Annotated in this window: 20 protein-coding genes; 12 read left to right on the forward strand and 8 right to left on the reverse strand. The window is 58.3% G+C overall.

What is annotated here, in order from left to right; all coding sequences use genetic code 11:
• Positions 1 to 12 precede the first annotated feature (12 nt).
• Positions 13 to 1,455: an ATP-binding protein gene (locus Ga0080574_RS03315; protein WP_050672446.1), complete on the reverse strand. Its 1,443-nt coding sequence runs from the start codon at positions 1,453 to 1,455 to the stop codon at positions 13 to 15.
• A complete protein-coding gene (locus tag Ga0080574_RS03320; RefSeq protein ID WP_076695214.1) occupies positions 1,452 to 2,171 on the reverse strand; it encodes a response regulator in 720 nt (239 codons plus the stop codon). Before Ga0080574_RS03320 ends, Ga0080574_RS03315 begins: the two co-directional genes overlap by 4 nt.
• A gap of 125 nt (positions 2,172 to 2,296) precedes the next feature.
• Here Ga0080574_RS03320 and Ga0080574_RS03325 point away from each other — a divergent pair, with 125 nt between their 5' ends.
• The 3 genes from Ga0080574_RS03325 (at position 2,297) to Ga0080574_RS03335 (ending at position 3,814) form a co-directional block, all read left to right on the forward strand.
• Positions 2,297 to 2,743: a DUF411 domain-containing protein gene (locus Ga0080574_RS03325; protein ID WP_037953522.1), complete on the forward strand. Its 447-nt coding sequence runs from the start codon at positions 2,297 to 2,299 to the stop codon at positions 2,741 to 2,743.
• Positions 2,744 to 2,840: 97 nt separating this feature from the next.
• Positions 2,841 to 3,383 carry a hypothetical protein gene (locus Ga0080574_RS03330; RefSeq protein WP_050672448.1) on the forward strand — a complete coding sequence of 181 codons (543 nt, stop codon included), beginning with the start codon at positions 2,841 to 2,843 and terminating at the stop codon, positions 3,381 to 3,383.
• A 119-nt stretch (positions 3,384 to 3,502) separates the two neighbouring features.
• On the forward strand, positions 3,503 to 3,814 hold the full coding sequence (locus Ga0080574_RS03335) for a DUF2933 domain-containing protein (protein WP_037953520.1): 312 nt from the start codon (positions 3,503 to 3,505) through the stop codon (positions 3,812 to 3,814).
• Positions 3,815 to 4,094: 280 nt separating this feature from the next.
• Here Ga0080574_RS03335 and ccmI read toward each other — a convergent pair whose 3' ends face one another.
• The 4 genes from ccmI to Ga0080574_RS03355 are packed head-to-tail and all read right to left on the reverse strand — an operon-like array spanning position 4,095 to position 8,285.
• A complete protein-coding gene (gene ccmI / locus Ga0080574_RS03340) occupies positions 4,095 to 5,252 on the reverse strand; it encodes a c-type cytochrome biogenesis protein CcmI (RefSeq protein WP_043847209.1) in 1,158 nt (385 codons plus the stop codon).
• Positions 5,249 to 5,719: a cytochrome c-type biogenesis protein gene (locus tag Ga0080574_RS03345; RefSeq protein ID WP_009824475.1), complete on the reverse strand. Its 471-nt coding sequence runs from the start codon at positions 5,717 to 5,719 to the stop codon at positions 5,249 to 5,251. Before Ga0080574_RS03345 ends, ccmI begins: the two co-directional genes overlap by 4 nt.
• The gene (locus tag Ga0080574_RS03350; protein WP_009824474.1) at positions 5,716 to 6,282 is read right to left on the reverse strand and encodes a DsbE family thiol:disulfide interchange protein; all 567 of its coding nucleotides are present in this window, start codon (positions 6,280 to 6,282) and stop codon (positions 5,716 to 5,718) included. Before Ga0080574_RS03350 ends, Ga0080574_RS03345 begins: the two co-directional genes overlap by 4 nt.
• A gap of 2 nt (positions 6,283 to 6,284) precedes the next feature.
• A complete protein-coding gene (locus Ga0080574_RS03355) occupies positions 6,285 to 8,285 on the reverse strand; it encodes a heme lyase CcmF/NrfE family subunit (protein WP_076695215.1) in 2,001 nt (666 codons plus the stop codon).
• 189 nt (positions 8,286 to 8,474) lie between these two features.
• Between Ga0080574_RS03355 and Ga0080574_RS03360 the strand changes: the two genes are divergently transcribed.
• The 8 genes from Ga0080574_RS03360 to Ga0080574_RS03390 all read left to right on the forward strand — a co-directional run bounded on the left by Ga0080574_RS03360 (position 8,475) and on the right by Ga0080574_RS03390 (position 15,934).
• Positions 8,475 to 9,026 carry an EF-hand domain-containing protein gene (locus Ga0080574_RS03360; protein WP_067627155.1) on the forward strand — a complete coding sequence of 184 codons (552 nt, stop codon included), beginning with the start codon at positions 8,475 to 8,477 and terminating at the stop codon, positions 9,024 to 9,026.
• A gap of 39 nt (positions 9,027 to 9,065) precedes the next feature.
• Complete coding sequence (locus Ga0080574_RS03365) at positions 9,066 to 9,533, forward strand: rhodanese-like domain-containing protein (protein WP_043847215.1); 468 nt, start codon at positions 9,066 to 9,068, stop codon at positions 9,531 to 9,533.
• A gap of 1 nt (position 9,534) precedes the next feature.
• The gene (locus tag Ga0080574_RS03370) at positions 9,535 to 10,986 is read left to right on the forward strand and encodes a multicopper oxidase family protein (protein ID WP_043847217.1); all 1,452 of its coding nucleotides are present in this window, start codon (positions 9,535 to 9,537) and stop codon (positions 10,984 to 10,986) included.
• A 70-nt stretch (positions 10,987 to 11,056) separates the two neighbouring features.
• Entirely contained in the window at positions 11,057 to 11,200 is a 144-nt protein-coding gene (locus Ga0080574_RS25760; RefSeq protein ID WP_009824469.1) for a hypothetical protein, read from the forward strand.
• Positions 11,190 to 11,864 carry a TVP38/TMEM64 family protein gene (locus Ga0080574_RS03375; RefSeq protein WP_043847219.1) on the forward strand — a complete coding sequence of 225 codons (675 nt, stop codon included), beginning with the start codon at positions 11,190 to 11,192 and terminating at the stop codon, positions 11,862 to 11,864. Before Ga0080574_RS25760 ends, Ga0080574_RS03375 begins: the two co-directional genes overlap by 11 nt.
• An 87-nt stretch (positions 11,865 to 11,951) precedes the next feature.
• On the forward strand, positions 11,952 to 12,509 hold the full coding sequence (gene petA, locus Ga0080574_RS03380; RefSeq protein WP_009824465.1) for a ubiquinol-cytochrome c reductase iron-sulfur subunit: 558 nt from the start codon (positions 11,952 to 11,954) through the stop codon (positions 12,507 to 12,509).
• A 121-nt stretch (positions 12,510 to 12,630) separates the two neighbouring features.
• Positions 12,631 to 14,976 (forward strand): heavy metal translocating P-type ATPase, encoded by a 2,346-nt coding sequence (locus tag Ga0080574_RS03385; RefSeq protein WP_043847221.1) that lies wholly within the window; start codon positions 12,631 to 12,633, stop codon positions 14,974 to 14,976.
• An 85-nt stretch (positions 14,977 to 15,061) separates the two neighbouring features.
• Entirely contained in the window at positions 15,062 to 15,934 is an 873-nt protein-coding gene (locus Ga0080574_RS03390; RefSeq protein ID WP_237219250.1) for a cation diffusion facilitator family transporter, read from the forward strand.
• Positions 15,935 to 16,051: 117 nt separating this feature from the next.
• On the opposite strand, the gene Ga0080574_RS03395 is transcribed toward Ga0080574_RS03390, so the two are convergent.
• Positions 16,052 to 16,693: a Crp/Fnr family transcriptional regulator gene (locus Ga0080574_RS03395; protein ID WP_108895363.1), complete on the reverse strand. Its 642-nt coding sequence runs from the start codon at positions 16,691 to 16,693 to the stop codon at positions 16,052 to 16,054.
• A gap of 137 nt (positions 16,694 to 16,830) precedes the next feature.
• On the opposite strand from Ga0080574_RS03395, the gene Ga0080574_RS03400 reads away from it, so the two are divergent.
• Positions 16,831 to 17,214, forward strand: a complete 384-nt coding sequence (locus tag Ga0080574_RS03400; RefSeq protein ID WP_009824461.1) for a hypothetical protein — start codon at positions 16,831 to 16,833, stop codon at positions 17,212 to 17,214.
• 69 nt (positions 17,215 to 17,283) lie between these two features.
• Here Ga0080574_RS03400 and lgt read toward each other — a convergent pair whose 3' ends face one another.
• Positions 17,284 to 18,213 carry a prolipoprotein diacylglyceryl transferase gene (gene lgt / locus Ga0080574_RS03405; RefSeq protein ID WP_050672452.1) on the reverse strand — a complete coding sequence of 310 codons (930 nt, stop codon included), beginning with the start codon at positions 18,211 to 18,213 and terminating at the stop codon, positions 17,284 to 17,286.
• Positions 18,214 to 18,339 lie beyond the last annotated feature (126 nt).

The following is an 18,339-nucleotide window of genomic DNA, read 5'->3' on the forward strand; positions in this document are numbered from 1 at the left end:
TGCCTCACTAAACTAGTCGGGTTTGAGGTGACGAACAACCCGCGCCATATGTGGCGAGCCTTCCTCTTTCGGGGCTGACTCGGCGCTTTGTTTGACGGGCAGCGTGATTTCAGCGCGCAGACCCCCATCAGTGCGGTTTTTCAGTTCGATAGAACCACCGTGCTCAAGGATGATGCTGCGCGCAATCGACAGCCCCAGGCCATGACCGCCGGTATCCTGTGATCGCGACGTCTCGAGCCTGACATAGGGTCCGAAAACAGCCTCCAGCTGATTGTCGGGAATACCGGGCCCCTGATCGTCGATGGCGACCACTACCTCACTGCCCATGCGTTGCCACGAAACCCTGGCCTCACTCCCGTAGCGGATCGCGTTCTCAATCAGGTTTCTCAACGCGCGCCCCATCGCGCTTGGTTTCACGGATACGATGAGTGGACCTTGGCTGGTCACCTGAACCTTGTCCAAGCCCATACCAGTGATCAGATCGTGCAAATCAACCGATTGGACCTCTTCATGCTGTCCGACGCCCTTCGCGAAATCGAGGGTCGCATCGACCATCCGTTGCATCTCTTCACTTGACGCCACCAAGGACGTGCGCGTGTCTTCGTCGTCCACCATTTCGGCCCGCACCCTAAGCGCCGTCAAAGGCGAGCGCAGATCATGCGCAAGCGCTGCAAGCATCTGGGTCCGGTCACTGACAAATCGCGTCAGGCGATCCTGCATGATGTTGAATGATCGGGTCAGATCTCGAACTTCCTTCGGCCCTACGACCGGCAGATCGCCCTTGGCGGCGCCGCGACCCAGGCGTTCGGACGCAGTCGCGAGATCGTTGAGTGGTCCGGTCAGTCGGGACAGGAGAAACCAGAAACTTGCAACCAGCAGAAGTCCCGCAGTCAGTGCAAAGGATATGTTGGACGCCAGCGACCTTTGCAGAGGCGGCCGTTCGAACCGCGTCTCGATGTTGAGCCAATTCCCACCGGACAGCGCAATGGACAGCTCCATCTCGATGGCCGCAAGGCTGCCCTGCATCATTTCGGCGTGCATTTGCGCCATTTCCGGTGACAGGTTCGGAAGGGGCAGCAGACCTCCCTCGATTTCATGAACCTCAACCCGGATATCCCGGCTGTAGCTTTCCTGAAGCAGTGCCCGTATCCGCGCTTCGACCGCTCCACCGTCATCGTGTTGTCCGTGTGCAACCGACGGCTCGTCTGTAAGGTCGAACCGTACGAGCGGAGACGTTGCCGCGCGGACGATCTGGGCATGCAATTCCGGGGGTGCGCCTTCAATCAACTGTGCGACATTTGCGGCCCTTCCGGCGGCTTCGGCACCGATGGCGGCCTGAATGGCTAACGAGCGTTCATCAACGAAAAACCAAAGACTCAGAGCTTGCGCGAGGATCAAGACACCGAGGACCAGAAGGGCAATCTGTGCACGCAACGTCCGCGGAAGCAGCTTCATTCGCAAATCTCGACATCGCAGGAAAGACTATACCCCCCCTGCCGGACAGTCGCGATGATCTTCGGGCGCAAAACGTCCTCTTCCATCTTCCGGCGCAACCGGCTCACCTGATTGTCGATGGTTCGGTCCAATGGACCGGCGACCCGGCCGGTGCTCAATTTGAGCAGCTCGTCGCGGCCAATGACCGTCCTTGGCCTTTGCAGGAACAGGGTCAGGAGTTTGAGTTCACCGGATGTAAGTTGCGTACGCGAACCGCCTTGGTCAATCAGTGTGCGGCCATCGAAATCCAGCTTTAGGTGTGCAAACTTCAACGTTTTCCCCGCAAAACCATTCGGTTTTGGGATCAGCTGCGTCCGACGCAATATCGCGTTGATCCGCGCCACCAGTTCCTTGGGATTAAACGGCTTGGCGAGATAATCGTCTGCCCCGCCATCCAGACCCGCGATGCGGTCTTCGTCGTCACCCAATGCGGTCAGCATCAGGATCGGAATATGCCCTTCCTTGCGCAATCGCGTGCACGCGGACAGCCCGTCTTCCCCCGGCATCATCACATCGAGGACAATCAGATCGAAATGCGCTTCCGCCAGCCTTGCGTCCATCTCAACTGCATTTTCCGCCGCTGAAGCACGCATGCCGTTGCGTTCCAGATAACTGGTGACGGATTTCCGAATCTCTGAATGGTCATCGACGACAAGGATGCGTGGCAGATCGCTCATGCCGCCAACATAGTCATTTTCACCAAGGGACGCCCATCCCGTGTTTGTAGCCAAATGTAACAGCGCGGGCAGTCGACTTCGGGATACCGAGCAACTATTTAAGGAAGAACATCGAGGAGTTTTAAGTGAACCGACGTGAATTTGGCCTTACGGCACTCAGCCTGGCCTTGGCCGGGCCTGCTTTGTCGCAAACCGCCGCACCCACGTTGCAGGTGACAAAGACACCGACCTGCGGCTGCTGCGGCGCTTGGGTAAATGAGATGATCTCTGCCGGTTTCAAGGCATCGGTCGAGGACGTGGATTACGACACGCTTCAGGTTCTGAAGCAGAAACACGGCATCGCGCCGGAACTGGCAGGATGTCACACTACGTCCGTGGGCGGATATTTCGTCGAGGGTCACGTGCCTGCGGCTGACATCGGGCGGTTGCTGAGCGAAAAACCTGTCGCGCGCGGACTGACAGCACCGGGAATGCCCATGGGTTCGCCCGGCATGGGCCCCCAAGGTGATCCCTATGATGTGCTGCTTGTACTGATGGATGGGTCGACGCAAGTCTTCGCAACCCACGGCTGACGTGTTTGCCCGCGATACGTTCCGACAAAGTTTTTCGCCGACCTTACCATTCGGCAGATTTTGTTGGAACGTATCCGTTCTGAGCTTGGCAAGCATATTGCCGTTCCTGCTTGTCTACATCCTCGCAACGCCTGGTTTTGCGACGCTGCTGCTGACGAATGGGACCGCGCTCTCGCGCTTCCTCCGGCAGGTCTTTACCAATGGGTTTGTGGTCGTTTTCCTCGTGAATTACTTGGGGTTCGTTTCCGCATCGGTCGCGCTGAAGCAGTACCAGCATCGGCCGATTGTTTACCTGGTTTTAGATGGCCTGCTGCGGAGTGTCGCATTCATTGGGGTTCACATTGCCGTCTATGTGATGTCGGCCGATCTGTTCGGCTCGTTCAACGGCAGCCGTGCAACAGCTTTGAGCGTGGTCGGACCAACGCTCGAGCGGTCGTTCATGTTTGGGAACATCTCGGGCGTATATCTCTATGCCCTGGCGCCCGGCACCTTCATCGCGCTTCTGGTGGTTCTGACAGAACCTTCTGGCGAGGCATCGAAGCCTACCATGTTCAGGACAATGAGCATGGCCTTGCTGTTCAGCCTGACCCCGATCCCCCTCGTCACATTCCTGTCCTATGCGTTGGATCTGGCAACCTGACGGGCCAACTTGGTCAACGACCCGCAGGCTGTCATCTGATCAAATTGTATCCGAATGTACCCTTGACCTTGCCTCACTGGAATGTCGCAGAAGAACACGAGCATATTCTGGAGAGCTACATGTCTGACAATCAAAGTCAAAAATCCACCGGTTCATCGAAACTGATGCAGTATGGTATGATGGCCTGTTGTGCCGTTATGTTGTTTCCAGTCGCCGCATTCTTTATTGCAGGCGGCACGATCGCGGGTCTGTGGGGCAACGTCGGCCTTTTTGCGCCGCTCGCACTTTGTCTTGGTGCGCATGTCGTCATGCACAGGATGATGGGAAAGTCGTGTCACGGGTCAAGAGTTGAACAGGCGAACGAGGCGACTGTGGATGCAGAATTTGAAGATGGCCAAGCTCCCGAACGAGAACTGGTACGCGCCCGCTAGAACGCGGCTGACAATCGGAATTCCGATTGCAGGTATTCTGGCCCTCGGCGGTTGTGCCCAGTCGGCCTCGGGCAAGCTTTGCCCACTTGAGCCCCCTTCCGTGACACGGGATGCGGCACACGACGTCATGCTTCCCGTAGGATGTCGCTTGGTCGGTCAGTCTGAAGGTACTACCCACGAAATAGTCTGTGACGACGGCCGGACCGGATGGGCTTTCGATTAAGCGCCAAACCTTGATCCTGCCTCACATTCACCTGCACAGCGACGGTCGCCCACGCCACTACGGGCGCAACCGTTCCAACGCGCTTTGCACGGCTTGACGGCGCGGGTCATCTCCCGGCACCTCCGACAACAGGATTTCAGCGTGTTCAAACGCCGCGATTGCCGGCGCGGTATCACCCAGAACCGAATAGGCATTGCCAAGCCGCATCCATCCATCAAGATCGTCAGGCTCATCTTCCAGCCGCGTGGCCAGCCGTTCGACCATCGAGCGAATGAAATCCTGTCGTTCCTCCACACTCATGTCCTGCGCGTTTTCGATGTCTTCCTGTGTCGGGCCGGACGCACTGGTCTTCGGGGCATAGTCGGCCAGCGAGATCGGAGCCTTGCCGATCTTCGCGCCAATCCGGTTGGCTTCGCCAACAAAGCTTTCCATCCACGGGAAAAACCTATCCGCATCGTCCAGCCGGGCCACCAGCGTTTCGTGAGCCCGAGCCTCATCGCCCTTCTGCTCGAGCGAGACTGCCTTGAAAAAGGCAGCACCGGGATTGGAAGGATCCAGTTCGTACGCCCGATCAATCGCGGTGTCCGCTTCAGGTGTCACCACACCTTGCTCTGCGTAGATCAGAACCTCGGCCAACATGGAGAAGACGGCGGAATCGGCCTCCGGTCGTTGTGCGACAACTCTATATGCATCGGCTGCATCCGCATACCGGCCCATTTTCGAATAGGTTTGCCCCAGCAGCATCCAGCCTTCCGAAGGCCCGCCTTCGGGGTCTGAACTGAGCCGGACGTACAGACGATCTGTCAATTCGGCGATTTCCGCCGCTTCCTGCCGTTCAGTGGCACGTTCGGCAAAGGCGACACCTGGGATCTCTGGCGAGCCCATTGCGGAGTAATATCCAAAAGCGAAGACCGGCACGAACACTGCGCTCAGAACGACCATCAAGCGGCCCCCTGCCGCCGGTTTCCCATCTGACAGAACGGACCGGCGCGACTGCACGAGGATCCGTCTCTTGATCTCCTGCTCCGCCGCCGTGGCCTCGGTGTCGGAAATGACACCGCGCTCAAGATCCCGCCGAACCTCATCCAACTGATCCATGAGGACCGCATCCGTGGCGTCAGCCGGGACGGGTGTCCGCGACGACCGATGGCGCAGCGGCAGGCCCATGAAAAGCAGACCGACAACGGATAACAGGGCGAAAACCAACCAGATCATGAACCGTCCTTTGAAGCGTTCTCTTCAATGAAACGCGCAATTTCCGCTTTTTCGTCATCGGAAAATCCCGTTGCGGCAGCCCTGCGCCGGCTTCTCGAAATGACGGTCCAGCCGACAAGCAGCGAAACAAGCGCAAACACGAAGGGCGCCATCCAGAGCGCGAGAGTGGCGCGATTCAGGGGCGGGCGCATCAGGACATAATCGCCATACCGGGCGTGGATGTACGCGATGACCTCCTTGTCGCTGTCACCGGCAACAAGCCTTTCGCGCACCAGTATGCGCAGGTCCCGCGCAACCCCGGCGTTGGAGCTGTCGATGTCCTGATTCTGGCAGACAACGCAGCGCAGTTCCCGTGATATTTCACGGGCGCGTTGCTCCAGTACAGGATCCTGCAACATCTCGTCTGGCTCGACCGCCAAGGCCGTCACCGGAAGCAGCAGGAGGAAAGCAAATGCGATATATCTCATCCGTTCTGGCCCCTTGCTAACGCGCCAGCCTGGATCAATGCTTCCCTGAATGTGGAAATCGCCGTTTCGCCCACGACGGGGCCGACATATCTGAACAACACCGTCCCGTCAGAGCCGACAATGAATGTTTCAGGTACGCCCGAAAGGCCCCATTCAATCCCCACTCTGCCGCTCAGATCAGACCCGATCCTTTCGTAGGGATTGCCAAGCTCAGCAAGCCATTTAGTCGCATCCTCCGGCTTGTCCTTGTAATTGATCCCGAACAACGTCAGCCCGTCCTTTTCGACCATCTGGGTCAGAACCCCGTGTTCGGCCCGGCAGGGCACGCACCACGAGGCAAACACGTTCACGATGACCGGTCGCGGGTTCCCGACCAGATCGGCGCGGGAAAGCCCTGGCGTCTCCAACCCGTCGACAGCGGCCAGATCGAATTCGGGTGCCGGCTGCGAGATCAGAACCGAAGGAATGTTGTTCGGGTCCCGGTCCGGGTTCAAGCCCCACAGAAAAAACCCCCCGAAAATGGCCGCGATTGCCAGCGGAATGAATGCCAGTATACGTCCCATGCCTACTCCGCAGGAAGTGCTGCGGGCGCTTTCGCCTTGCGACGGGGTGCCCCGACGCGCAACCGCCGGTCAGACAGCGAAAGACCCCCACCAAGCACAAGCATCGCCGATCCGATCCAGATAAAGTTGACCAGAGGTTCATACAGGATGCGCAGGGTCCAAGCCCCTTGCGTGCTCTCGTCCTCGGCGGCCGGATTTGCGATGGACGCATAGAGATCACCGGCCATTGTCGATCTGATGGCGCTCTCTGTGGTGGTGGTTTGCGCGACCGGATAGGTACGCCGCTCCGGGAAGAGATCGGTGACATAGTTCCCCTCCCGGGCCACACGAAGCGTGCCACGATCCGCGAAGTAATTTGGCCCACGCACACGTTCGGCCCCCTCAAAGGTGACATCGAACCCACCAATGCTGACCTCTGTACCGGGCCGGACAAAGATGATTTCCTCGGATTTCCAGACCGTCGAGCCGATAAATCCGAACATCGCCATCGCGAGCCCCGCATGAGCCAGTGTCATCCCATGAGAGGATCTGGGCAGGTTGCGTGCACGGCGCACCGATTCCGGGAACGGTGCCTCAAACAGCTTTATGCGCATCGCCCATTCCCGCAGGGTTGAGAAAAACAGCCAGAATGCAAGCATCAGCGACAGATACCCCAACACCGGACCGCCCTCGGCGAGATACCAGGTCACCAATGTCGCGAGCACGGCCAGAACGACCACGAAACGCAACCGCTGCAGAACGCCCGCCAGATCGGCACGTTTCCAGGACAGGTAAGGCCCCAGCCCCATCGCAAAGACGAGCGGCAGCATCACGGGAATAAAGGACGCATTGAAGAAGGGCGGCCCCACCGACAGTTTTTCACCGCCCGTCGCGGCTTCGTAGAAGAGCGGGTACAAGGTGCCGAACAGCACAATGCCGGTGGCCGTGGCCAGCAGCAGGTTGTTCACCAATAGCCCCGCTTCCCGGCTGATCGGCTTAAACAGGCCGCCGGGCTCCATTGTCGGCGCGCGCCAGGCAAACAGAGCAAGGGAACCGCCGATCGAAACGGCCAGCAATCCAAGGATATAAAGTCCCCTTTCCGGGTCGACCGCGAATGCATGCACAGAGGTCAGCAGGCCCGATCGGACAATGAACGTGCCCAAGAGCGATAGGGAAAAAGTCAGGATCGCCAGAAGGATTGTCCAGCTTTTGAACGCATCCCGTTTCTCCGTCACGATTGCGGAATGCAGCAGTGCCGTGCCCATCAGCCATGGCATGAAACTGACGTTCTCAACGGGGTCCCAGAACCACCAGCCGCCCCAGCCAAGCTCATAATAGGCCCACCAGGATCCCAGCGCGATGCCTGCGGTCAGGCTCATCCAGGCAGCCAGCGTCCACGGACGTACCCACCGTGCCCAGGCCGCGTCCACCCGCCCTTCGATCAGGGCGGCAACCGCGAACGAAAAGACAATCGAGAACCCGACATACCCGAAGTAGAGAAGCGGCGGGTGCATGGCGAGACCGACATCCTGCAATAATGGGTTGAGGTCCTGACCGTCGTCTGGCGGAGGGAAAACGCGGTCGAAGGGATTGGACGTCAGCAGCATGAAAGTCAGGAAACCGACACTGATCCAGGCCTGCACCGACAGCGTTCTTGCCTTCAGCGACAGAGGAATGTTCGATCCGAAGAGGGCGACCGCCGCACCAAACACCGTCAGGATAAGGGTCCACAGCAACAGGGATCCTTCGTGACTGCCCCAGGTGCCTGCCACCTTGAACAGCATCGGTTTGAGTGAATTGGAATTCTCCACCACGTTCTTGACCGTGAAGTCGCTTGTGACGAAGGCTTGCATCAGCGCCAGAAACGCGATGCCGACAAAGAAAACCTGACCGAACGAGGACCATCTGGCAGACTGCATCCACAGGATGTTTCCGCGCCCCGCACCGAGGAAGGGCAGCACACTTTGAACAAGCGCCATGGCCAAGGCCAGTGCCAGCGCGAAATGACCGATTTCAGGTGTCAAAGGATCATCAGCCTCTTCAATGAATTCACTGGATCGACGTCTGTCTAGCAAATCGTCCGGCGAACTGTGAGTGGTTGCTTTGTCACCGTTTGTAACAGGATGCTGTGACAAATGATTACAAAACGGCCCGCGCTTGGCCTTTAATCAAAGCGCTATAACGCCAATGTATCTAGGGTAAGTCTGAAAGGAATGAGAAATGAAAAACAAGAAATTATTGCGCTTGGCGTGGTGATCGCGGTTGGCATGGCGCAAACAGCATTTGCGGAATCCGACGGGGCTGCCGACAGCAAGCCTGACAGCGGGAATATGTCCGGCATGGCGATGGGCGATGGCGACAATCAGATGGGCATGATGGGCGGGGACATGATGCCGATGATGCGAAAAATGATGAAGATGCATGCCGCTATGATGGGTGGCCAGGGCAACATGATGGGAATGATGGATCGGGACATGATGTCGACAATGATGTCCGGTGGACAGCCTCATGAAATGGCCGCGCAGATGTCCGAAAAAATGCGGGAGTTCGATGCGAATTCCGATGGAGCGTTGACACTTGACGAGTTCGAAGCCTTGCATATGGACGCAATGCGCGCGCGCATGGTAGATCGCTTTCAGCATCTCGATGCGGACGGTAACGGCCAGATCTCTCAGGACGAGATGGAAGATGCCGGTACACGGATGAGCAAAATGAACGGTACTTCCACCGGAACGGACATGGAAGGTCATCATGACAGCGAATAAGGGTCAAGCCTGCGGCACTCAGCTTGATGGGGGCAAATTATGGCCTTCTTTCTGACGCGCCGCGGCGCAAGCCTTGCGATGTTGGCCAGTTCCGTTGCACCTTTCTCGGCTGTCGCCCAGACCGCCGAGGTCTGGTCGGCGGACATGGCAGCAGATGCGCTGCAACAGGACCTGATCCGGATGATCGACGTTCGGTCGCGACCGGAATGGACCGACACCGGCGTTGCCGACGGTACCTGGCCCATCAGCCTGCATGAGGACCGTTTCGCCGAGCGGCTTTTTGCCGCCCGGGAACGGGCCGAAGGGCGGCCTGTCGCGCTCATCTGTGCGACAGGCGGGCGGTCTGGCCGCGTCATGCGAAGTCTTCGGCAGGCTGGCTACAGCGGCTTTCTTGACGTATCCGAAGGCATGCTCGGTTCTGCCGCCGGACCGGGCTGGATCGCGGGCGGTTATCCGGTCGTCAGTGTCGATATGGCTCTGGCGGCGCTGCCAGAGGAATTGAGTTGAAGTGAAACTGTTGAACCGTCGAGAACTGTTGGGCCATGCCGCAGGCTTTGGGGCTGCATTTGCCCTGCCATCGGCTGCATTCGCGGCATCGGACAAGAGGCTCGCGTATCCTCCCCTTCTCGATGCGACGACATCCCGGCTTTTTCAGCTGGAAGCCCGCACGGGCGAGACCCGTTTTGACGACGGTGCCGCCAGCGAAACGTTCGGCTACAACCAGGGATACCTTGGCCCGACGATCCGGGTGCAGGCCGGGGTCGAGACACGGGCAGAGGTGCACAACACGCTTGGCGAGCCGATGTCGGCGCATTGGCACGGGTTGGTTGTTGCCGGTGAGTTCGATGGCGGACCACATCAGGCCATCGCACCGGGAGACACCTGGAAGCCGGTGCTGGACCTTGACCAGCCCCCGGCAACGGCCTGGTATCACAGCCACATTCACGGCGCGACGGCACGGCAGGTCATGCTGGGGCTGGCGGGTGTTCTGCAGGTGACGGATGACGCGGATGACGCCCGTGGATTGCCATCCGCCTACGGGGTCGATGATCTGACCCTTGTATTGCAGGACCGTCAGTTCAACTGGCGCGGACGCCTGAAATACGATCCCGGCATGCACCAGTCCATGAACGGGTTTCAGGGCGACACAATGGTTGTGAACGGTCAAATCGGCGCGTCGGCAGCGGTTCCGAAGGGGATCGTGCGGTGCCGTGTCGTCAACGGCTCGAATGCGCGGGTTTACCGCCTGTCCATGTCTGACAGCCGGTCGCTTCATCTCATCGCGACAGATGCCGGATTTCTGGATCGACCGATTGCGCTGAACCGCCTGACCCTTGCACCAGGAGAGCGCGCAGAAGTGCTTGTGGATTTCACAAGCGGGCGGGACAGTGTTTTGAAGTCCGACGATATCATTAATTCGGCCATGGGCGGAATGATGGGCGGCGGCGGTTCCGGCAGTCCATTCACCGTGCTGCCTTTCGCTGTCGACACAACCCTTCCGGTTCGCATCGACGCCCTGCCCGGCTCTCTGGACGGGCAGTTGCCTGATCTTGCGGTCAAGGACGCGCCAGTCCGACGTCTGTCACTGGATATGTCGATGGGCATGGGGATGATGTTCTCGCGGTCCGGTAACCGATTTTCGATCAACGGCGCGTCATACGATTCGGGAACGCTCAATTTTTCCACCAAACTCAACAGCATCGAGCGTTGGATTGTGCGTGGGGCCATGATGATGCACCCGTTCCATGTTCACGGCGTCCGGTTTCAGGTCCTGTCGGAAAACGGTACGGCACCGCGTGCAGAGAACAGGGGTTGGAAGGATACGGTACTGGTGGATGGTGAAGTGGAGCTTGCGATGAAATTCGAAAAACCTGCCTCAGCGGCTGCGCCCTACATGTATCACTGCCACATTCTGGAACACGAAGACGGCGGCATGATGGGGCAATTCAGTGTTGCTTAGCGCAGAAATCCCTTTACCCTCCGCTGACAGGAACCTTTAGGGGAATCCTATTCCTCGATAGAGGTTTGAGATGAAAACCGAATTGCACATCAAGCGGCTGACCCTCGCCGGCGGGCTGTTGATCGTCATCTCTGCGCCTATGCATTTCATCTTGCCCGAGCAAAGGCCAATTGTCTTCGCAGCTCTCTTTCTTTTGGTGCTCCATGCCGCTTAGCAAACCGCGCCTGCATCGGGTTGGGCTATGGTTGGTGGTTGCGCTTGGCGTACTTTTGATAGCCATATGGGCAATGGGATATGGCCCGGCGATAGCCCGCGAGACTATCGAGGTCTGGATAGAGCGGGCCGGCGCTTTGGGACCGTTGCTCATCATCGTGCTCATGATGGTTTCGATCGTGGCAAGCCCCATTCCAAGTGCACCGGTCGCACTGGTGGCAGGCGCGGCGTATGGTCATGTTGCCGGAGCTGTCTATGTCGCCATCGGGTCGGAACTGGGTGCACTCGTGGCATTCATCATCGCCCGCTATATCGGGCGCGACCACGTTGAGCGCTGGCTTGGGGATAAGGCCGGTTTCGGGTTATTGGGCTCTCAAAATCTGTTGATGTTGACGGTGTTCGCGTCTCGCCTCTTGCCCTTCATCTCGTTTGACGCAATGAGCTACGCTGCCGGTCTCAGCCGCCTGCGCCTTTGGCGGTTCCTGATCGCAACTCTGGCAGGCATTCTTCCAGCCAGTTTCCTGCTCGCGCATTTCGGAGCAGAGGCCATGTCGGGAGATTTCGGCACTGCTGAGTGGATCATCATCGGTCTTGGATTGATGACTGCCGCACCGTTGCTGGTCGCAGCGCTCTGGCGAACAAATCGGTCAACCAACGCTTCCTAAGTCTGAGTATGTCAGCAAAAATGAAAACCGTGATTGCCTACTTTACCATTGACCTTCCCCCACAGGAAGCTGCGACCGTGAATCGCTATGGATACACAAACACCACAACTCCGCCGGGATTTCCTGTACTACGCCACCGCCGGAACGGGCGCGGTTGCCGTAGGGGCTGCGGTCTGGCCATTGCTCAATCAGATGAACCCATCCGCCGATGTCCGCGCGCTGTCCCAGATCCGCGTCGATATCTCCGGTGTGGAACCCGGAACGCAATTGACTGTCAGTTTTCTCGGCAAGCCGGTGTTCATCCGGCACAGGACCGACGCGGAAATCGCGCAGGCCCGTTCGGAAGATGTGCTTTCCCTTCCTGATACCGTCGCCAGAAATCCCAACATATCCGGAGATGACCTGGCCACCGATGCAAACAGGGCAGTGGCGGGAAATGAGAATTTCTTGGTCATGATAGGCGTTTGCACGCATCTGGGATGTGTACCACTTGGTGACGGAGCCGGCGATTTTGGTGGTTGGTTCTGTCCCTGTCATGGCTCCCATTATGATACAGCAGGACGCATTCGAAAGGGTCCGGCACCGGAGAACCTGCATATTCCCACGATGTCCGTTTCGGAAGACATGATACTGACCCTGGGCTGACAGGAGCTTCGCGCATCGCGAAGGCCCATAAAATTCATACGCAGCGTTGTCGGAAGAGTCTTGACCCTCCAGTAACTGGAAGGGTTATGTGTTCAATTGTCTTGAAAACGGGAATTAGAAGATGGCCACGGACCAAGAACATCATCACGACATGACGCGCACCTCGACCGCATCAGACCCAGATACAGCGACCGACCCGGTGTGCGGCATGACCGTCGAGATAGACGAAGACACGCGCAGTGCCGAGTATGATGGAGAGGTCTTTCATTTCTGCTCGGAAAACTGCGAAACCAAGTTTGGCAAAGACCCATTTTACTATGCGTCGGGAAACGCCCAAAAGACACCAGCACATGGCGAGGCCGGTACGCAATGGACCTGCCCGATGCATCCGCAAATCCTGAAGGATGAGCCCGGGTCCTGTCCGATCTGCGGCATGGCGCTTGAACCGATGCTTCCATCGGACGAGCCGTCAGAAGAGTTGTCCGATTTCACAACACGCATGTGGATCAGCGCGGCAGCCGCCGTTCCGCTGGTTATCCTGACGATGGGTGAACTGGTCGGCCTACCTGTGCGGGAATGGATCGGACATCAGACGGCTGTCTACATCGAATTCGTCCTCGCAACCCCGATCATTCTCTGGGCGGCTCTTCCCTTCTTCAAAAGGGGGTGGGAATCGATCAGGAATATATCGCCGAACATGTGGACCCTGATCGCGCTTGGCGTCGGGGCTGCCTATATCTATTCGCTTGCCGCAACATTCCTGCCCGGCATTTTCCCCGAAGCGTATCGAAACGGCCAAAGCGTCGGGACATATTACGAAGCTGCGGTTGTGATCGTTGCGCTGATCTTTGTCGGTCAGGTGCTCGAGTTGCGCGCCCGCGAACGGACGGGTGATGCCATCCGTGCATTGCTCGATCTCGCACCAAAAACGGCGCGGCGGATCCTGCCGGACGGGACGGAATATGACGCACCTCTCGAACACATTGTTGAGGGTGACAGGTTGCGGGTACGCCCCGGCGACAGCATACCCGTCGATGCCGAGGTCCTCGAAGGGCATTCATCTATCGACGAAAGTATGATCACCGGAGAGCCGTTGCCGGTCGAGAAAACACAAGGCGACCGGGTCACAGGCGGCACGATCAACAAGAACGGCACATTGGCGATCCGGGCCACACAGGTCGGTGCGGACACGGTCCTGTCCCAGATCGTGGACATGGTGGCAGGTGCAAAGCGGTCGCGCGCGCCGATTCAGGGTCTGGCGGACCGGGTATCGTCCGTCTTTGTTCCGACGGTTGTCGTCATTGCGATCATATCCTTCGTTGTCTGGCTGTTCTTAGGGCCCGATCCCGCGCTCGCCTTCGCTGTTACTGCAGCCGTATCCGTTCTTATCATTGCTTGCCCCTGTGCCTTGGGCCTTGCGACGCCCATTTCGATCACAACGGCGGCGGGCCGCGGGGCACAGGCTGGCGTTCTGATCAAAGACGCCGAAGCACTGGAACGCATGGCGCGTGTCGATACCGTCATCGTTGACAAGACCGGAACACTCACCGAAGGGCGCCCCAAGCTGACAGACGTGGTGCCCACGGGGGACAAGGCTGAAAATGACCTGCTGACAATGGCTGCGGCCCTCGAACGGGGCTCCGAACATCCGCTGGCCGAAGCAATAGTCGAGGGTGCGCTGGCACGGGGGCTGACGCTTCCGAACGCAACGGAATTCGAAGCCGTGACTGGCAAGGGCGTGAAAGGCATGGTCGATGGCCAGGTCGTGGCACTTGGGAATCCCGCCATGATGGCAGAGATCAACGTTGACGCTTCGATTGCGGAATTTGCTGCGGACGACCTTCGTGAATCTGGAAAGACAGCAATGCTTGTGGCGATAGATGGCACTTTTGCCGGCATTGTCGCTGTTGCCGATCCCATCAAGGAGTCCACGGCAGACGCCATCGATGACCTTCATCGCCTCGGTCTCAGGGTCATAATGGCAACCGGTGACAATCAGAAAACCGCCGAAGCCGTCGCCGCAAAGCTGGGTATTGATGAAGTCCACGCAGGCGTCTTGCCCGAAGACAAGAAGGCATTGGTGGACTCCCTCAGACAAGAAGGGGCCCGGATCGCCATGGCAGGAGACGGCGTGAACGATGCCCCTGCCCTGGCGGCGGCTGATGTGGGCATTGCGATGGGCACCGGTGCCGACGTTGCCGTGGAAAGCGCAGGCATCACCCTTCTGGGTGGTGATCTTGTCGGCATCGTGCGTGCGCGCCGATTGGCAAAGGCAACGGTGCGAAACATCAAGCAGAACCTGTTTTTTGCCTTCGCCTACAATACCGCAGGTGTGCCCATCGCGGCTGGTATTCTCTACCCGTTTTTCGGCCTTCTTCTGTCGCCGATGATCGCCGCCGCCGCGATGAGCCTGTCTTCGGTCTCCGTCATTAGCAATGCACTGCGGCTGCGACGGGTACGGCTTTAGTCGCAAACTAAGGAGATAGATGATGGCAGGCGGACATCAGGGGCATATGCCGTCCGGCGGCAAGGGGCTGGCGATATCAGCCTAGTTGACCGGCATCTATTTTGTGATTGAACTGGCGATTGGCCTATGGACAGGGTCAATCGCGGTCATCTCCGACGCGTTCCATACCTTTTCGGCCGTGGGCGGTGTGCTGGTCGCCATTGTCGCGGCGCGTATGGCGTTGCGTCCGGCGGATGAAGAGCGGAGCTTTGGCTGGGCGCGCGCCGAAATCATCGGCGCCCTTGTGAATGGCGGCTTCTTGCTGGCCATGGCGGTTGTTGTCATCGCGATGGCTGCCATGCGCATGTCTGCGCCAATTGATCTTCCAACGGGTCCGATGCTGATTGCGGCTGCCGGGGGGCTCTTTACGGAGTTCATTTCGCTTGCGCTGATCTGGAAGCAAAGCAAGGAAGATCTGAACACGAAGGGAGCGTTCTGGCATATCATCCAGACCTTTGTTGGCAGTCTGTTGATCATCGTGACCGCCCTCGCAATCGAATTCACCGGGTTTCTGCTGATCGACCCGCTGCTTGGCATGGCGTTCGGGTTTGTCCTGCTATGGGCGAGCTGGGGATTGCTGAAAGAAGCGGCGCATCTTTTGATGGAAGGCACGCCTCCCGAAGTGAGTCTGCCTGAAATCAAACGTACCCTTGAAGAACTGCACGAGGTTTCCGATGTTCACCATATTCATGCCTGGGCGCTGACAAGTGGCAAGCATGTCTTCTCCGCGCATCTGCGTGTCACAGAGCAAGCAGATCAAGAAGAGGTCCTGCAAACCGCCTACGACATGCTGCGTAAGGACTTCGGGTTCTTTTTCGCAACCCTGCAGATCGAAACACGGTGCTTCGACGAAAGCGGCGCTGAGGCAATCGACCTTTCAGCGGCGACCAGTAAGACAGGGCATAACGGCGATCTTTGAAAACAGGTCATCGTCGCGGGCAGCAATTCTCATTGTTATCGGGCAAGCGAAATACCCGCCAAGCTTTGCTACCGCACCTTTTGTTATCTCGAACCGGGCATGGTCCGGCTGATCCATTCAGGGGCGCAAATGATACGTTCCCCGGGTCGGATTTGCGATCCGGCCATCATTCACAAGCTTTCGCAAGGCCCGATAGGTGGCCTCGTGCGAAAGGTGCAGCGCGCTGGCAAAATCGACAACGGAGCTTTCAAGCAGGCCCGCCACCATACCGGCATAGACCCGTTCTTCTGCGCGGCGGATGCCTACGATCTCAAGCGCCTGACGTTGCGCTTGTATCTGCTGTGCCGCTTGCCGCGCATAGGCGCGTGCAAAATCCGGATCTGCAAAGGCAGACAAGACCGCCGCTTTGTCGATCTGTACAAACGCCCCAGCCTCCGCCACGACCGCATCGCAGTGGTATCTATCCGAAAACACCGATGCTTCGGCAAGGCTCATCCCGGGCTCGGCACGGTAGATGATAAATCGTTCGCCATCCGGGCCGACACGCTCAAGATGAACGCGCCCGCACTTAACAACATAAAGGCCGCAGGTCCGCGCGCCCTGACGAAAGACCGTATCCCCTGCGGCCCTCGTCAGCGGACGCAAGGCGGAGGGCGGTATGAGATTATAGGGTTCAGGCATCATATGATCCAAATCATATTTCAGGGTCCGATCAGGTACTAGGCTGAATCCGAATACACTCAGGAAAGGCTGGTCCATGCGACTGATACCCGTTCTCTTCGCTGTCTTGCTTGCGACACCCGTTACGCCGCAACAAATGCATTCATCCATGGGTCACGCGTCCGACGCCCCAGGAAACCGGCCAGTCCGCCTTCGCCGCATTGGCCGAAATAGTTGTGCTGCTCCAGGCCGATCCCGAAACCGATTGGGGCGCCGTCAATATCGACAAACTGAGGGACCATCTGGTCGATATGGACCTTTTGACACGAAAGGCAGAGGTCACCCGCATTCTGCGGCCCGACGGGGCACGGTTCGAAGTGCGTGGCAGCCCGCGTGTCCTGTCGGCCATCAACACAATGGTTCCCGCCCATGCACCGTTCCTTGCCGGTGAAACAGGCTGGAGTGTTGCGTCAGAAGAAATGGAGGATGGTGTCGCACTGATCGTGGGTGGCGATGGTGAACAAATACAGGGCCTTGGTTTCTTTGGTCTGATGACAATCGGTGTACATCATCAAGAGCACCATCTGATGATTGCGAAAGGACGCAAGCCGCATCATTGAGCACGCGCCCAAGGCTCATATGCGGACCCAGGCCGCAATGGTCACTTCGCCAACACTACGCTCGGATATTCACAAAGAATCTGATGTCGACACCAGATCCGCAGAATTAACCGTCACACGCCTGCGGGACCATACGATCAGGGCCGCGCCAAGGATAATCATCGGCAACGACAGCAGTTGGCCCATTGTCAGCCCATAGCCCGCCCAATGAACCGCATGTCCAATCGGGTTGTCCTGCGTGACGAACTGCATATCAGGCTGCCGGAAGAACTCGACAAGGAACCTTGCGCTTCCGTATCCCGCCAGGAACAGGCCAGTAAGGCTTCCGGGAAAGCGCAGCCAACCGCGTTTCCAGGCCAGAAAGATCAGGACCGAGCCAAGCAGGATACCCTCCAGAAGAGCCTCATAAAGCTGGGACGGATGGCGGCCACACAGGCCCACGACGCCCGCACAGGACTGGGCCGCCTCGCCGGGGAATGCCACCGCCCAGGGCACATCGGTCGGACGGCCCCAAAGCTCGTTATTGGTGAAGTTGGCCAGCCGACCGAGGAAAAGACCCGGTGGTGTTGCAACAGCGAGCAGATCCGCCGTTGATAGAACGGGTGCGCCGTTGCGATAGCAAAAAAGCAAGGTGGCCACGACCACGCCGAAAAAGCCGCCATGAAATGACATACCACCCTGCCAGACCATGAAGATTTCGACGGGGTTCTGAAAATAGTACTGAGGTTGATAGAAAAGCACGAACCCCAGCCTGCCCCCCACGATCACGCCCAGAATGATCCATGTCAGCAGGTCTTCCAGTTGCTTGGGTTGCAGCGGCGGCGCCCCGGCCCCCCAGACTGACGAAGAGCGGACCAATGCGACACAGATGCGCCAGCCGATAAGGAGGCCAACAATATAGGCCAGCGCATACCAACGCAGGGCAAAGCGGAACGATCCGATATCAACGGCAAAAATCTCTGTTCCGATGTCAGGAAATTGGATAATCGAAGTCAGCATTCTTTGTTACCTTTGCCTGTTTCACACAAGGCCACATTTTGTTTCCCGCAACGGACGTTGGCGCGTTCAACCCTGTTGTCCCCAGCCCAAAGCGCTGTGGTGAATGTGCCATCCTTGCGTGCGGGA

Origin of the sequence: Salipiger abyssi (assembly GCF_001975705.1) — a bacterium.
Classification (GTDB): Bacteria; Pseudomonadota; Alphaproteobacteria; order Rhodobacterales; family Rhodobacteraceae; genus Salipiger; species Salipiger abyssi.

Coding starts and splice junctions, on each gene's coding strand:
- Ga0080574_RS03385 (WP_043847221.1), top strand. CDS start 12,631: ATGGCCACGGACCAAGAACATCATCACGACATGACGCGCACCTCGACC.
- petA (WP_009824465.1), top strand. CDS start 11,952: ATGGATACACAAACACCACAACTCCGCCGGGATTTCCTGTACTACGCC.
- ccmI (WP_043847209.1), bottom strand. CDS start 5,252: ATGATCTGGTTGGTTTTCGCCCTGTTATCCGTTGTCGGTCTGCTTTTC.
- Ga0080574_RS03320 (WP_076695214.1), bottom strand. CDS start 2,171: ATGAGCGATCTGCCACGCATCCTTGTCGTCGATGACCATTCAGAGATT.
- Ga0080574_RS03375 (WP_043847219.1), top strand. CDS start 11,190: ATGCCGCTTAGCAAACCGCGCCTGCATCGGGTTGGGCTATGGTTGGTG.
- Ga0080574_RS03335 (WP_037953520.1), top strand. CDS start 3,503: ATGTCTGACAATCAAAGTCAAAAATCCACCGGTTCATCGAAACTGATG.
- Ga0080574_RS03360 (WP_067627155.1), top strand. CDS start 8,475: ATGAGAAATGAAAAACAAGAAATTATTGCGCTTGGCGTGGTGATCGCG.
- Ga0080574_RS03350 (WP_009824474.1), bottom strand. CDS start 6,282: ATGGGACGTATACTGGCATTCATTCCGCTGGCAATCGCGGCCATTTTC.
- Ga0080574_RS25760 (WP_009824469.1), top strand. CDS start 11,057: ATGAAAACCGAATTGCACATCAAGCGGCTGACCCTCGCCGGCGGGCTG.
- Ga0080574_RS03365 (WP_043847215.1), top strand. CDS start 9,066: ATGGCCTTCTTTCTGACGCGCCGCGGCGCAAGCCTTGCGATGTTGGCC.
- lgt (WP_050672452.1), bottom strand. CDS start 18,213: ATGCTGACTTCGATTATCCAATTTCCTGACATCGGAACAGAGATTTTT.
- Ga0080574_RS03345 (WP_009824475.1), bottom strand. CDS start 5,719: ATGAGATATATCGCATTTGCTTTCCTCCTGCTGCTTCCGGTGACGGCC.
- Ga0080574_RS03315 (WP_050672446.1), bottom strand. CDS start 1,455: ATGAAGCTGCTTCCGCGGACGTTGCGTGCACAGATTGCCCTTCTGGTC.
- Ga0080574_RS03395 (WP_108895363.1), bottom strand. CDS start 16,693: ATGGACCAGCCTTTCCTGAGTGTATTCGGATTCAGCCTAGTACCTGAT.